Annotated in this window: 11 protein-coding genes; 7 read left to right on the forward strand and 4 right to left on the reverse strand. The window is 40.8% G+C overall.

Annotation, left to right across the window (positions count from 1 at the left end):
- Positions 1-15 precede the first annotated feature (15 nt).
- From QZ738_RS01270 to QZ738_RS01295, 6 genes are all read left to right on the forward strand, one after another.
- Positions 16-1251: a DUF5000 domain-containing lipoprotein gene (locus tag QZ738_RS01270; RefSeq protein WP_293783347.1), complete on the forward strand. Its 1236-nt coding sequence runs from the start codon at positions 16-18 to the stop codon at positions 1249-1251.
- A 28-nt stretch (positions 1252-1279) separates the two neighbouring features.
- Positions 1280-2500, forward strand: a complete 1221-nt coding sequence (locus QZ738_RS01275) for a DUF4998 domain-containing protein (RefSeq protein WP_293783350.1) — start codon at positions 1280-1282, stop codon at positions 2498-2500.
- Positions 2501-2738: 238 nt separating this feature from the next.
- Positions 2739-5072 (forward strand): glycoside hydrolase family 95 protein, encoded by a 2334-nt coding sequence (locus QZ738_RS01280; RefSeq protein ID WP_293783353.1) that lies wholly within the window; start codon positions 2739-2741, stop codon positions 5070-5072.
- A 6-nt stretch (positions 5073-5078) separates the two neighbouring features.
- On the forward strand, positions 5079-7127 hold the full coding sequence (locus QZ738_RS01285; RefSeq protein ID WP_293783356.1) for an alpha-galactosidase: 2049 nt from the start codon (positions 5079-5081) through the stop codon (positions 7125-7127).
- Between the two features lie 44 nt (positions 7128-7171).
- Entirely contained in the window at positions 7172-9382 is a 2211-nt protein-coding gene (locus QZ738_RS01290) for an alpha-galactosidase (RefSeq protein ID WP_293783359.1), read from the forward strand.
- 343 nt (positions 9383-9725) lie between these two features.
- Positions 9726-9995, forward strand: coding sequence for a hypothetical protein (locus QZ738_RS01295; RefSeq protein ID WP_293783362.1), 270 nt, complete (start codon positions 9726-9728; stop codon positions 9993-9995).
- A 63-nt stretch (positions 9996-10058) separates the two neighbouring features.
- Here QZ738_RS01295 and QZ738_RS01300 read toward each other — a convergent pair whose 3' ends face one another.
- Positions 10059-10841 carry an HAD-IIA family hydrolase gene (locus QZ738_RS01300; protein ID WP_293783365.1) on the reverse strand — a complete coding sequence of 261 codons (783 nt, stop codon included), beginning with the start codon at positions 10839-10841 and terminating at the stop codon, positions 10059-10061.
- Positions 10842-11239: 398 nt separating this feature from the next.
- Between QZ738_RS01300 and QZ738_RS01305 the strand changes: the two genes are divergently transcribed.
- Entirely contained in the window at positions 11240-11767 is a 528-nt protein-coding gene (locus QZ738_RS01305; RefSeq protein ID WP_293783368.1) for a hypothetical protein, read from the forward strand.
- Between the two features lie 22 nt (positions 11768-11789).
- Here the strand turns inward: QZ738_RS01305 and QZ738_RS01310 are convergent, their stop codons facing one another.
- From QZ738_RS01310 to QZ738_RS01320, 3 genes are all read right to left on the reverse strand, one after another.
- Positions 11790-12518 carry an alpha/beta hydrolase-fold protein gene (locus tag QZ738_RS01310; protein WP_293783371.1) on the reverse strand — a complete coding sequence of 243 codons (729 nt, stop codon included), beginning with the start codon at positions 12516-12518 and terminating at the stop codon, positions 11790-11792.
- A 65-nt stretch (positions 12519-12583) separates the two neighbouring features.
- Entirely contained in the window at positions 12584-13261 is a 678-nt protein-coding gene (locus QZ738_RS01315; RefSeq protein ID WP_293783374.1) for a GDSL-type esterase/lipase family protein, read from the reverse strand.
- Between the two features lie 228 nt (positions 13262-13489).
- The gene (locus tag QZ738_RS01320; protein WP_167354656.1) at positions 13490-13660 is read right to left on the reverse strand and encodes a hypothetical protein; all 171 of its coding nucleotides are present in this window, start codon (positions 13658-13660) and stop codon (positions 13490-13492) included.
- Positions 13661-13943: the final 283 nt, after the last annotated feature.

The following is a 13943-nucleotide window of genomic DNA, read 5'->3' on the forward strand; positions in this document are numbered from 1 at the left end:
TAAAATATTAAAGATATGAAACGTATTAAATATAGAATTTACCTGGCGCTTATCGTTTCCGTATTGGCCAGTATTGCGGCCTGTAAAAAAATGGAAACCTATAACGATCCGGCTTCGTCTGACATGACAAAGCCTGGGGTGGTTACCAATGTTAAAGTAGATAATTTTAATGGTGGTGCTTATATTACCTATTCATTGCCAAACTCAAAAAACCTGTTATATGTATTGGCGCAGTATAAAATAAACGGGGTAACCACCCGCGAAACCAAATCGAGTTATTATTCTGATTCGATTATGGTGGATGGTTTTGCCAAAAAGCAGGGTTACGATGTTACCTTATATGCCGTAAGCAGGGCAGAGGTTAAATCTGATCCTGTGGTGGTAAAAGTTAATCCGGATACCCCTCCATATTTACTGGCTAAACCGACTATTAACGCTGAAGCCGATTTTGGCGGCATCAAAATTACCGGTACAAATCCAGCTAAAAATAACCTGGGGATTATCCTTTTAGGTGTTGGCAATAATAATGTTTCAGATGTAATCGATCAGCATTATGGCAAAACGGAGGTAATCAACTATTCCGTGAGGGGCTACGCGCCGGTGGCGAAGAAAATCGGATTTTATGTAACTGATAATTTCGGAAACATCTCTGATACTACTTATGCAACTGTTACACCTTTCTTTGAAACCTTACTGGATAGAAATAAATTTTTCCAGTACAGGCTTCCTACAGATGGTGTGATTGCCTATGGCTGGGATCTTCCTTACTTATGGGATGGAAAAACTGATGGTAATTCAAACGGTTGGCATACCGCACCGGGTGGAGCAATGCCTGCGATTGCAACTTTTGGTTTGGGTGTAAGTGCAAAATTAAGCCGTTTTATTTTATGGGAAAGACCCGATGGCGGTGATAAGTTTGCTTATGGACATGGAAATCCGAAAGTATTTTCGGTATGGGGCTCTGATGCCGTTGCGCCGCGCGATGCACAGCTTCCGCTATCGGCACCCGAGGGTACTGTAATTGGCGACTGGATCAATATGGGCAATTATAACTATCCCAATCCACCCTCGGGCGCAACACCTGTAGCGCATACAACCGCCGATAACGATTTCGTAAAAGCCGGGGTAAGTTTCAACTTCCCGCTAACCAACCCAAAAGTGCGTTACATCCGCCTTTCGGTAAGCACAACCTGGTCTAACGGTACCTTTGCACATGCGATGGAAATGGCCTTTTATGGCGATCCGCGATAGTTAATGATAATATTAGAAGATTTCAGATATGAAAAGTATATATAAAATTAGCGGTCTGTTATTACTGCTGGCAATGGTAATCATAAGCTGTACCAAAGATGACATTGCCTTTAAAGAATATTTAAAAGATGGTGAGATTGTTTACCCGGGCCGTGTAGCCAATATCATCACTAAACCAGGCAATTTAAGAACAGGGTTGTGGTGGAATACGAGTCCTGATCCGAGTGTAACGAAATATGTAGTGTACTGGAATAATAATGCAGATTCGGTAGTTGTTAATGCCACTACGCATAATCCGCTTGATACCATGAAAGTAATTATTCCAAATTTAAAGGAATATACCTATACTTTTACCGTTTATTCCTATGATGGGCAGGGACACAAGTCAATTCCGATTGAAGCCAGAAATGTGAGGGTTTTTGGGCCATTATACCAATCAGGTTTATTAAACAGACCATATAATGCCACGAATCCTTATGTGGTGAATAGTAACGGATCAGTACAATTAAATTTTAATACGCCTGATACCATTAATATCAATACTGTGGTAAGATACACCAACACTTCAGGTACCAGCATTGATCAAATCCTTTTGCCGAAGGATAGCGCTATTACCCTTACCGACTATAAATCAGGAACCAGTATATTGTATAAATCATCGTATATCCCCGGTAAAGGTGCCTTAGACGTATTTCCTGTAACAGATTTTTCGACATTTCCTCAAATTTTCACTTACGTACTGTGCGACCGTTCTCTCTTTGCTGAAGTGCGTCTGCCTGGCGATGCACAGACCTACGAATCAGGGACCAGTATCAGCAAGTTATGGGATGGGAGCGTTGGCCCGCAGGGTTATCCAAATATTTTCCACAGTGCTGGCAATAGCGGTATGCCGCATGTAATTACCTTTGATTTGGGCAGGGTTTACAATAATTTATCCCGGATGGAGGAAACCGGACGCGATTGCTGTAATAACCCTGATCGTTTTGAGGTTTGGGGCATTGCCGATTTAACCAACGCCAGCACTACCTTAGCAGCAAGCAACAGCGGGTGGCCTGCAGAAGCTGCGAGCAAAGGCTGGACGCTTTTAAAAGATGTAACCAGGACCGACGATGGTAAAAATGCATTTACCACTGATCTGGATAACGGCGGTAAACCGATTCGTTATATTCGCATCAGGATCAAACATGTAACCACAGGAGATGGAAATTACAGTAATATGAGCGAAATCAGGTTCTGGAATAAACAGTAATTGTTAAAAAAATCGCCTCGAGTGAAGCATTTCGATCCAATGGTCGTCCGTGCGAGAAGGATTTTTTAGCCGACGAAGCAATCTATCTTACAGTAATCACAAAAAGAAAAGATTGCTTCGTTGTACCTCCGCGCAATGACGGGTTTTTTAATGAAGTATGTTTATGATAGCGGAAAAAGATTTGAGACTTTACTTCGGGCGTAGATCATTAATAAAGTACAACACACACAAATGAAAAATGAATTTTAAACAACTGACGGGTATTGCATTTTTTTTGCTTTTCATCAGTAAAAACGTTTTTGCCCAGCAAAAACCTTTGTTACTCTGGTACGATAAACCTGCTAAAATCTGGGAAGAAACCCTTCCGTTGGGCAATGGTAAACTAGGTATGACACCTGATGGTGGTATAACGAAGGAGAATATTGTGCTGAACCATATTGCACTATGGAGCGGAGGAAAACAGGATGCCAATAACTATGAAGCTTATAAAAGCCTTCCAAAAATCAGGGAGCTGATATTAGCAGGTAAAAATGATGAGGCACAAGAGCTTGTCAACCGCGATTTTGTTTGCAAGGGGCAGGGTTCAGGAGGAGCAACCTGGGGTAAATATCAAACCTTGGGCAATCTGCAGATTGATTATGAATATCCGGGCATTAAAGAGGTAAAACCGGAGGCTTACCAAAGAACTTTGTCGCTAAATAAAGCAGTTGCTACAACAGCATTTACACTCAATGGTGTGAGATACAAAAGAGCCTATTACTGCAGCTTTGATGATGATGTAGCCATTATCCGCATCACCGCCGATCAGCCTAAAATGTTAAACTGCAATATTTCACTCAGCAGGCCTGAAAAAGCAACTCTTGCTGCCCGGAATAATGAACTGTCAATGTTCGGACAGCTGGATAACGGAACTGATGGAAAAGGTATGAAGTACATGAGCCGCTTAACCACCAAACTAAAGGATGGTTCTGTTACCAGTGAAGGCAATCTCCTTAAAATAAAAGACGCAACCGAAATCATTATTTATGTTGCTGCAGAAACGGATTTTAAACATTCTGATTTTGAGCTAAGGATAAAAAATGAGTTGCAGAAGGCAAAAAAGAAAGCTTATGCTGAAGAGCTGGCCAGGCACAGTGAAAACTTCGGCAAGATGTTTAATCGTTTAAAAATTAACCTGGGCGAAGGCGAAGCAGCTAATTTACCAACTGATGTAAGGCTGGATCATTTTTACAAAAATTACAAAGATGATGTTTCACTTAGTGCTTTATTTTTTCAATTCGGTCGTTATCTAAGCATCAGCAGTACCAGGGTCGGACTTTTGCCACCCAATCTTCAGGGTTTATGGGCTAACCAGATCAATACGCCATGGAATGGCGATTACCACCTGGATGTTAATGTACAGATGAACCACTGGGCCGTTGAGCCAGCCAATTTATCCGAACTGAATCTTCCTTTGGCCGAACTGGTCAGAAATTTGACCCGACACGGCGCAAAAACTGCGAAAGCTTATTACAATGCCGAGGGCTGGATTGCCCACGTAATTACCAACGTTTGGGGTTTTACGGAGCCGGGCGAAAGTGCTTCATGGGGCGCTTCAAATGCCGGTTCGGGCTGGCTGTGCAGCAACCTTTGGGACCATTTTGCCTACAGCCGCGATTTAAAATACCTGAAAAGTATCTATCCGGTTTTAAAAGGATCTGCAGCGTTTTATCAGAGTGCTTTGATCAGGGATCCAAAAACAGGCTGGCTCGTTACTTCTCCATCCGTATCGCCTGAAAATACGTTTTACCTGCCAAACGGAAAAACCGCAAGCATTTCAATGGGGCCAACCATTGACAACCAGATTGTAAGGGAACTGTTTACTAATGTCATCACCGCGGCCAAACTGCTTAAAGTTGATGCCGCTTTTAGTGCCGCATTACAGAAGAAACTACAATCGATCCCACCGGTGGGCCTAATCAGTAAAGATGGTCGCATACAGGAATGGCTTGAAGATTATAAGGAAACCGATCCTCAGCATCGCCACATTTCACATTTGTATGGTATTTATCCGGCTGGTCTAATCACCCCAACTTCGACCCCGGCCTTAGCCGAAGCCGCCAAAAAAACACTTGAGGTAAGGGGAGATGATGGACCAAGTTGGTCTATTGCTTATAAACAGTTATTTTGGGCAAGGTTACAGGATGGAAACCGGGCATTTAAACTGTTCAGGGAAATTTTAAAGCCCACCCTACGTACCAATATCAACTATGGAGCAGGCGGGGGCGTTTATCCGAATATGTTATCAGCCGGACCACCTTTCCAGATCGATGGTAACTTTGGTGCCACTGCGGCAATTGCAGAAATGCTGCTACAGAGTCATGATGGTTTTATTGAATTGCTACCAGCCATTCCGGATGCATGGAAAGCATTCGGCGAAATTAAAGGCTTAAAGGCAAGAGGCAATTTTACAGTTGATATGAACTGGAAAGACGGTAAAATCACATCCTATAAAATAGCTTCGGTAACTCCACAAAAGGTAAAGGTTAAAATTAATGGCAAAATGACCGACATTATTTCGGTTAAACTTTAGCAACACATGGTTTTTAGATTTTTTTTCAGATATCGGTTTCCTCTCATTTTTAGTGTGTTATTAATTCTTATTACACATGCTTCTGCAATTATCATCCCTTATGGTAAAAGTGGTAAAATAGATTACAATCTTAAAAAGGGTACTTTCAACTTATCAGAAAGTGGGAAGCAGCTGTTGTTGAATGGTTTTTCGCAGGCCGAATACCAGAAAAAGCAGTTTAGCTCAAAAGATTATCAGGTAATTACCTACAGCAAAAAGCGTATTCACGATGGATTTGGGAATGGTTTTAAACATGTATTTAATTTGAAAAATAAAGGTTTACCAACTATGGAACAGGTCTTTTATACTTACAATGGTAAAAATTATTTCATCATCAATGTGGTATTAAAGCGTACCGGTTTATCCGTTAACCGTATTGTCGCTTTAAATGGCAACCTCATCAATCCGGAATTTGCTGGTGTGCCTACGAGTTTATTTGTGCCTTTCGATAACGATACTTTCATTTCTTATCGTACCGTGCCTTTAACCGTAAATGTTAATAATCCAAGTTCCGAGGTAACTGCTTTATATCATAATCAGTCGCGCAAAGGTTTCGTGATTGGTTCTATTGAACACCGCGACTGGAAAACCGGTATCATAACTGCAATGGACAGCGATAAAAAGATCAGCGTACAAACGATCTGTGGTTTTACAGATGAAAGTATTACCCGCGATAAAATGACACATGGTTATCTGAAAGGCAGTTCGGTGAGTTCAGCCAAAGTGTTTTTCGGTGCTTTTGATGACTGGCGTTCGGGCATGGAAACTTATGCCAGACTGAACAGGATTTCGGAACCGCCCATCGTTTTTAAGTGGAATAATGCTACACCGGTAGGCTGGAACAGCTGGGGTGTAATGCAGGAAAAAATCACGCTCGAAAAGGCCAGGCAGGTGGTCGATTTTTTTGCTGATAGTTTGAAGTCATTCAGGAGCGGCGGCACAGCTTATATCGACCTTGATTCGTATTGGGATAAACTTTTAAAAGGTGGTTTGACGGGCGATTACGCCCAACTGAAAGCCTTTGCCGATTATACAAAATCAAAAGGATTAAAACCTGGCATTTATTGGGCGCCCTTTGTAGACTGGGGTTTTGCCGGCGGTGGCAACCGAAAAGCCGAAGGAACCGATTATTCTTTTGGCGAGATGTGGACAAAAGTTGGCAATGGGTATCATGATATAGATGGTGCCAGGGCTTTAGATCCTACACACCCCGGCACACAGCAACGTATTGCAACCGTAATTAATAAATTTAAGGAATGTGGTTTCGAAATGATTAAGATTGATTTTTTGGGACATGCTGCGATAGAGTCTGATCATTTTTTCGATCCAAAAGTAACAACAGGAATGCACGCTTATCAAAGCGGAATGGAGTTTTTGTTAAAACAGCTTGATGGTAAGATGATGGTTTATGCAGCCATCTCTCCAAATCTGGCTTCCGGCCGGTATGTACATGTACGCCGCATTGCCTGCGATGCCTTTAAATCGATTAAAGATACCGAGTATACTTTAAACAGTTTAAGTAATGGCTGGTGGCAAACGTACCTCTATGATTATATCGATGCAGACCATGTTGTTTTTTCTGATCAGTCAGACAGCGAAAATACCGCCCGCTTTTTATCAGCCATCGTTACCGGTACCTGCATCACCGGCGATGATTTTTCACTTCAGGGAAAATGGACAGGTACCGCACAACGCTTATTAAACAATACTGAAATATTAAAGGTTTTGCAGGATGGAAAGGCCTTTGTTCCGGTGGATGGTAACCAGGGCAAATCGGCATCACAATTATTTGTAAAACAGGTTGGCAATATAAAATACCTGGCCGTATTTAATTATAGCGATGCGCCAAAAGCGCTTAATATCGACTTTGCAAGAATTGGTTTAAAGGCAAATAATACTTATAAAACCGAAAATCTGATCACGAAAAAAGTGGCCTATCTTCATCACAACCAAACGATCAATCTGGCCGAAAAAGACGCCTTTATTGTTAAAATTACGCTCAATACTAACCAGTAATCAATCCTCTATCTATAAAACAGCAATTATTATTCAACATACAAATGAACAAATCGGATCAATTTTCAGGTTACATCAGGAATGGGGTGCTGGCTATCTCACTTTCCCTTTTTGCGTTAACCAAGCTTAATGCTCAAACCATAATACCTATCGAGACCGCCCATAATGCGCTGGTTTTGCAGGCAGATGCCAAAAAAGACGTAAACACGCTGTTTTTTGGAAAAAAGCTGGCTGATAAACAGGAGTATGCACAGATCAGTAGCCAGTACAAACAAACAGAAGATTATACCGGACAGTTAAATTCGGTTTATACGCCATCGGGTTCAAGAAACCTTGTTGAGCCGGCCATTAGCATTACCCACGCCGATGGCAATAATTCACTAGATCTTAATTACGTGGACCATACTGTTGCTAAAATAGATGATAATGTAAGCCTGCTGAAAATCAGGTTGAAAGACCCGGTGTACAATTTTGAGGTAACCCTGTTTTATAAATCCTATTATAAGCAGGATGTAATAGAGCAGTGGACGGAAATTAAACATAGAGAAAATGGAACGGTGATATTAAATAAGTATGCCTCAGCAAACCTGCACTTAAAATCACCACATTTTTGGCTTAACCAATATCATGGCGATTGGGCTAAAGAAATGCAGCCCGAGCAAAGTGAAATTACCCATGGGATTAAAACCCTGGATAGCAAGCTAGGCACAAGGGCCAACCTTTTTCAGCCTTCCGTTTTTATGATTTCGATGGATAAACCTGCCGAAGAGAATGCAGGCAATGTTCTATATGGCGCTTTAGAGTGGAGCGGTAATTTCAAGATTGACCTAGAACTCGATTATCAGAATAATCTGCGCGTGATTGCAGGGATAAATAATTATGCATCTCCTTACAGCCTAAAACCAGGTGAAGTTTTTACTACGCCGGCCTTTTTATATACTTTTTCTGACCAGGGGAAGGGCGACGCGAGTAGAAAACTGCAGAACTGGGCACGCAATTATAAAATATTGGATGGTAAAGGAAACCGATTAACGCTATTGAATAATTGGGAAGCTACTTATTTCGATTTCAACGAACAGAAACTTGCTGAACTGTTAAAAGATACCAAAAAACTGGGTGTCGATTTCTTTTTGCTGGATGACGGGTGGTTTGGCAATAAATATCCACGCAACAGCGACAATGCGGCACTTGGCGATTGGCAGGAAAATAAAAAGAAACTGCCTAATGGGATTGCCTCGTTAATAAAAGAGGCCGATAAGGTTGGAACCAGGTTTGGGATCTGGATTGAACCTGAAATGGTGAGTCCGAAAAGTGAACTATATGAAAAACATCCGGATTGGGTGGTGAAACAGCCGGGCCGTGCTGAATATTATTTCAGGAACCAGCTGGAGCTCGATCTTTCGAACCCAAAGGTACAGGATTTTGTTTTTGGCGTAGTTGATGATCTGTTTACCAAAAACCCAAAACTGGCTTACATTAAATGGGATTGCAATGCCGTAATTTATAATGCCTATTCCACTCACCAGAAAAATCAGTCGCATTTTTACATTAATTATGTAAAAGGTTTGTACAATGTATTGCAACGCATCCGGGCAAAATATCCAACGGTACCAATGATGTTATGCTCTGGCGGTGGCGGTAGGGTAGACTATGCTGCGTTGCAGTATTTTACAGAATTTTGGCCAAGCGATAATACCGACCCACTGGAAAGGATATTTATGCAATGGGAATACTCTTATTTCTATCCGTCAATCAGTACCTCCAATCATGTAACCGATTGGGGTAAACAGCCGATAAAATTCCGTACAGATGTTGCCATGATGGGTAAACTGGGCTTTGATATTGTGGTAAGTAAACTGCCCGAGAAAGAGCTTCAGTTTTGTCAGGAGGCAATTAAAAACTATAATGAGGTGAAGCAGATAATCTGGCAGGGCGAACAATATCGTTTAGCTGATCCGCGCAATGGAAGTGTGGCTTCGATGTTGTATGTGAATGAGCAAAAAACGGAAGGGGTGATTTTTAACTATCTTGTTAATTACCGGTATGGCGAAAGCAGCAAATACCCTATAAAATTGAATGGATTAGATGTAGCAAAAAAATATCAGATCAGAGAGGTTAATCTGTTTCCTGGTACCAGATCAGCAATTGACGGCAATAAAATCTATACCGGAGATTTTTTAATGAATATCGGGTTTAACCCAATGTTAACTACTGAAAGAACAAGTGTAGTGCTGAAGCTGGAAGAAGTAAAGTAGCTGAATATTTCGCTGTGGTTTTTGTCGCTGTGGTTCGTGTCACCACGAACCACTTACAATAATGAGTATCACTAAACCACCGGGTTCATTGAGAAGAATTACAGTGCTAACCGAGCTGGCGTGTAGTTTGGATACAACTCCTCAAATGTAATTAATAATTTTGTCGCGGTGATACGAAACATCCCGGACAATCTGATCTTCAGTTTGGTACACTTAATATTGAATTAAGACTGCATCATAACTTTAACAATTTCATAATGCTGGCTAAGCATCTTGCTAATACCATTGGTCCATATTTGTTATAAAGGCAAACCAAATACTATTAGGATTTAAGCACGATAATATGAGACTGATTTCTTGCGTGGCGCTATTGATGGTTATACCAGCAATTGGACTTTTAACCAATTCGAATAAATTTACGGATAAACAAACGCCAGCCATACCGGTGCATAAGGAAACCGAAAATGATTCAGCTGCATTTAATTGGTTTGATCGTGCTGATGCAGTTGCTAAGTTTGACCGGATGCCTGTTGTATCTTCAACAGACTATCGGTTAAGTTTTTTTAAGCCTGTACATCCCAGTTCCACTCCTTTTTTTACCACTAACAAATAGTTTAATACTAAAGACTCTAGACTCTCGACTGAGGACTCTTGACTAAGGACTCCCAACTCCCAACTATTTATTCTCCCACCAGGTTAGTGGAAATGTTATTTCATCAACAGAGCTGGCAATCATATCAGGCTTAAAGGCGTAATGTCCCAATGTGTCCTTACTTGATATGCCGGATAGCACCAAAATGGTTTTATAGCCCATTTGTACACCTCCCTGAATGTCAGTTTCCATGGTATCGCCAATAACGGTAGTTTCACTGGTTTCCAGGCCTAGGAATTTACGTGCCGAACGCATCATCACCGGACTTGGTTTACCGGTAACAAAGGCTTTTCTGCCCGTGGCTTCTTCAATCATGGCGGTGGTAGCTGCAATTCCAAGGTTATTCCATCCTGGTTTTTTGGGCGACGGATCTCTGTTGGTGGTGATAAATTTAGCGCCTGCCAAAATCATGTCAACCGCACGTTGAACCATTTCCAGTGTAAAATTCCTGCCTTCGCCAAGTACCACAAACTCCGGATCGGTATTAACCAAAGTAATGCCGTGATCGTGTAAGCTACTTAATAAACCACCCTCTCCCAATACATAAGCGGTACCGTTCGGGTTTTGATCGGAAAGAAATTTTCCCGTAGCCATTGCACTGGTGTAAACATGGCTTTCCTCAACCTTTATTCCCAGTCCTTTTAATTTTCGGACTACTTCCAATGGGGTTCTTTGGCTATTGTTCGTCATAAACGCAAAAGGGATGTCTTCGTCGATCAGTTTTTTAATAAATTTGTCTGCCCCGGTGATGAGTGCCTCTCCACTGTAAATCACCCCATCCATATCAATTAAAAGTCCTTGTTTCATATGCTGAAAGTTTAACCTGTTCATCTGCAAACTTAATATTTTCTTGTTCAATTAATGTTAAGGCAGGATTTTAACGGGGTAGTTTTCATCAGAATTCATATTGTTGTAATCGAATATCTTTCTTCTGCAATCAGGAACTCAGCGCGCTTGCATTAAGATTCTTATCCCATCGCCGTCGCATCGAGGTGGGAATCATAGGTTGCTTATGGTGTAACGTTTTTACAGAAAGCTTCCAGTTATATTAATTTATGCAATAAGTTATTTCCCGGCCCAACACTGCTAAATTTAACTGCGTTGTTTATGATGTTTAAGCAGTGTTTTTCCTGGTCTGTTTACAAAATAATCGTCTAATTGTAGCGTATGCCCTTGTTTCATCGTATTGGTAGAAAAAACAGATAATGAGAAATGCTTTTAAATTAACCGCGATATTTTTGATCAGCTTGGCTGCTATAAGCGCCTGCAAAAAGGAAACTGATAACCCGATGGATTTTTCGATTGATACGCAAAACCTAAGCCCTTGTACAGAAGGGGAATGCCGGTTTGAGTATCTGAATTATTCGGCTATGCCGGATAAACAGGGCGTAATTAAAACCGGACAATACAGGATTTTTTCAGTTACGAAGCGCAGCAGCTTCAGCACAACACGCATCTATATGCAGGCAGCAATGCAGGATGATAGCAGGTTTCTGCTAACGGATGCTGATATTCAGTCAGGCAAGGTGAAATATCTGTTTTCTTGTGCATCGTGCGACTATTTTAATCTAACGCCTATTGCAGGTTCGGTTAAAGGTGTTAAGGTATCGAATATCAATAACTCAGCAGAAAAATGGCTTTTGGACGCCCATATTGTTTTAGCTGCCGAAAAATCCAGGATACCTGTGGATACCATCCATTTTAAACAATATTTCAGCCTGGCAGTGAACTAGCAAGAGATCCACCGAAAAATTATTACAGATACAAGGGCGCCATTTTTCGCCAATAGTGCGGTCTGTGGGCGTTACTCTCCCAGGTATGAAACTGATTGGGAATACCTTTTTTCCACAGCAAATTGCTGAGGTGTTGATTTTCGCTTAAAAAAGGATCCGTTTCGCCTACAGCAAGGATAATTTCCATATTTCTGACATCTGCTAATAACTGGTCATCGCTTAGGTTCGCCATATATTGAGCAGGCATATTAAAATAAACCTCTTCGCTATGAAATCCGTTTAGAAGGTCCCTGAAATCGCCTATATTATTGGTCAGGTCGTATCGGCCGCTAATGCCTACAGCTTTTTTAAATAACCAAGGATATTTCATTGCCAGGTTTATGGCATGATAAGCGCCCATGCTACAGCCGGCAGTCTCGATATAATTTCCATGGTTTTTATTGTAAATGAGTGATAATACCTCTTCAATAAGGTATTTTTCGTATTGTAAGTGCCTCTTGATGCGTACTGACGGAAACACGTCGTGGTTATAAAAACTCTCTCCATCTATACTGTCCACACAGAAAATTTGAAGTTCACCGTTTTCGATCTGTTCAGCTAGTGAAGCGATAATTCCCCAGTTTTCGTAATCATAGAATCGGGCCATACGGGTAGGGAAGAAGATCACCGCCCTGCCAGCATAGCCGAAAACAAGAAGCTCCATGTCTCGCTGAAGATGCTGGCTAAACCATTTGTGATACTCCCTATTCATGGCGTTAATTGTTTTGTCGAAAATTAGCGCATCTATGTTACCGGAATGTTAATCAAGTATGATAATTAATCCAACTTCTCTTTAACGGTATTGGCCCATAATCGATAGCCTTCTTCGCTGAGATGAAGACCGTCATGGTCATAAAATAGAGGGTTTGGCTGTCCGTCTTTGTCAAGCATTTTCTTAAAAACATCTATAAATTTCCAATGCCCATCGAGTTTAATAATTTCGCTTTCAATCAGGTTGTTGGTGTATCTGAACTGATCGGCCATTTGCCAGCGTGTAATACTGGGTTTTAAAGATATAAAATAACAGGGCAACAGACCGAACCGTTGGTTTACCTTAACCATCAATTGTTGAAAAAAAATAAATATTTCCTCCGGGTTTCTGCCGTCGCCAAGGTCGTTATCGCCTGCATACACCACAAGTGCTTTTGGCTTATAATTTATCATAATCCGCTCAAAAAACCATACGCAGGCTGCTAAGGTAGAGCCTCCAAAACCTAAATTAGTCACTTTCATATAATCGAAGTCATCTTCGAGGCTGTTCCATAAGCGGATAGATGAGCTGCCATAAAAGATAACACCAGGATGTTCCCGGTCTAAGCGATGCGCTCTTTCCAGCTGTTTTACTTCTTCTTCGTACCAGTACATATTGCTAAAGATATAAAGATCTGCTTCCCGAAGAAATGTACAGCGTGTTAAGTTTATGTTAACGGTATCGGTTATGGGTCCGTTAGTCATTTTTGAATAGTAACAGATTCAAAAAAATCATCCTCGATTTATTAAAATAAAAAAAGAACACGTTCATTATCGTTCCCTGTCGATCCTGGTTTGATAAGACTGGCTAACCGGCCAAATGGAATGCTCATTTAAGTTTGGTGGCTAGCTGATCAGTTGTAAAATTCAGACACACGAAGTTTCTTTGCCCGAAGATCTCAGACAGCGCTTTTAAATTTTGACCAATTGATTTTACTCACTGTAATTCCTCTTATCAGCAGCATAAATATGGTACCAGATGTACAGAATCCATATTAAAACCACTGTGCTATATACTAACTCGGGTTCGAAAGAATCTCTTGTTGTTAACAGCGCAATGGAGGAGATCAGCGCAGTCAGGAAAAAATAGAAAATATTTTTCATAACGTACTGATTTTATGAATATTGATTGAAGTAAATATAATAAATATGTTGCTAAAAACGAGTACCTTTTTTAAATAATTTACCTAAACATGATTTTGATAAACAAGTTTTATTTCGGATGGGTGCCAACCTATTTAGTTAAGTGTTTTTTGATGGACATAACCTACCATTTTAGTGTTTTTAAGAGTTTTCAAATGAAAAAAGAAGCATTTCAATTATTATGACGATAAACTGCCTAGATTTTAACCATTTTGATAGATAAATCGCGTTAAACCGCACAAAA

The organism is uncultured Pedobacter sp., from assembly GCF_913776295.1.
Taxonomy (GTDB): domain Bacteria; phylum Bacteroidota; class Bacteroidia; order Sphingobacteriales; family Sphingobacteriaceae; genus Pedobacter.

Bases quoted from the DNA above. Each gene is read 5' to 3' on its own strand.
- QZ738_RS01290 (WP_293783359.1), top strand. From the start codon at position 7,172: ATGAACAAATCGGATCAATTTTCAGGTTACATCAGGAATGGGGTGCTG.
- QZ738_RS01270 (WP_293783347.1), top strand. From the start codon at position 16: ATGAAACGTATTAAATATAGAATTTACCTGGCGCTTATCGTTTCCGTA.
- QZ738_RS01285 (WP_293783356.1), top strand. From the start codon at position 5,079: ATGGTTTTTAGATTTTTTTTCAGATATCGGTTTCCTCTCATTTTTAGT.
- QZ738_RS01320 (WP_167354656.1), bottom strand. From the start codon at position 13,660: ATGAAAAATATTTTCTATTTTTTCCTGACTGCGCTGATCTCCTCCATT.
- QZ738_RS01295 (WP_293783362.1), top strand. From the start codon at position 9,726: ATGAGACTGATTTCTTGCGTGGCGCTATTGATGGTTATACCAGCAATT.
- QZ738_RS01275 (WP_293783350.1), top strand. From the start codon at position 1,280: ATGAAAAGTATATATAAAATTAGCGGTCTGTTATTACTGCTGGCAATG.
- QZ738_RS01305 (WP_293783368.1), top strand. From the start codon at position 11,240: ATGAGAAATGCTTTTAAATTAACCGCGATATTTTTGATCAGCTTGGCT.
- QZ738_RS01315 (WP_293783374.1), bottom strand. From the start codon at position 13,261: ATGACTAACGGACCCATAACCGATACCGTTAACATAAACTTAACACGC.
- QZ738_RS01300 (WP_293783365.1), bottom strand. From the start codon at position 10,841: ATGAAACAAGGACTTTTAATTGATATGGATGGGGTGATTTACAGTGGA.
- QZ738_RS01280 (WP_293783353.1), top strand. From the start codon at position 2,739: ATGAATTTTAAACAACTGACGGGTATTGCATTTTTTTTGCTTTTCATC.
- QZ738_RS01310 (WP_293783371.1), bottom strand. From the start codon at position 12,518: ATGAATAGGGAGTATCACAAATGGTTTAGCCAGCATCTTCAGCGAGAC.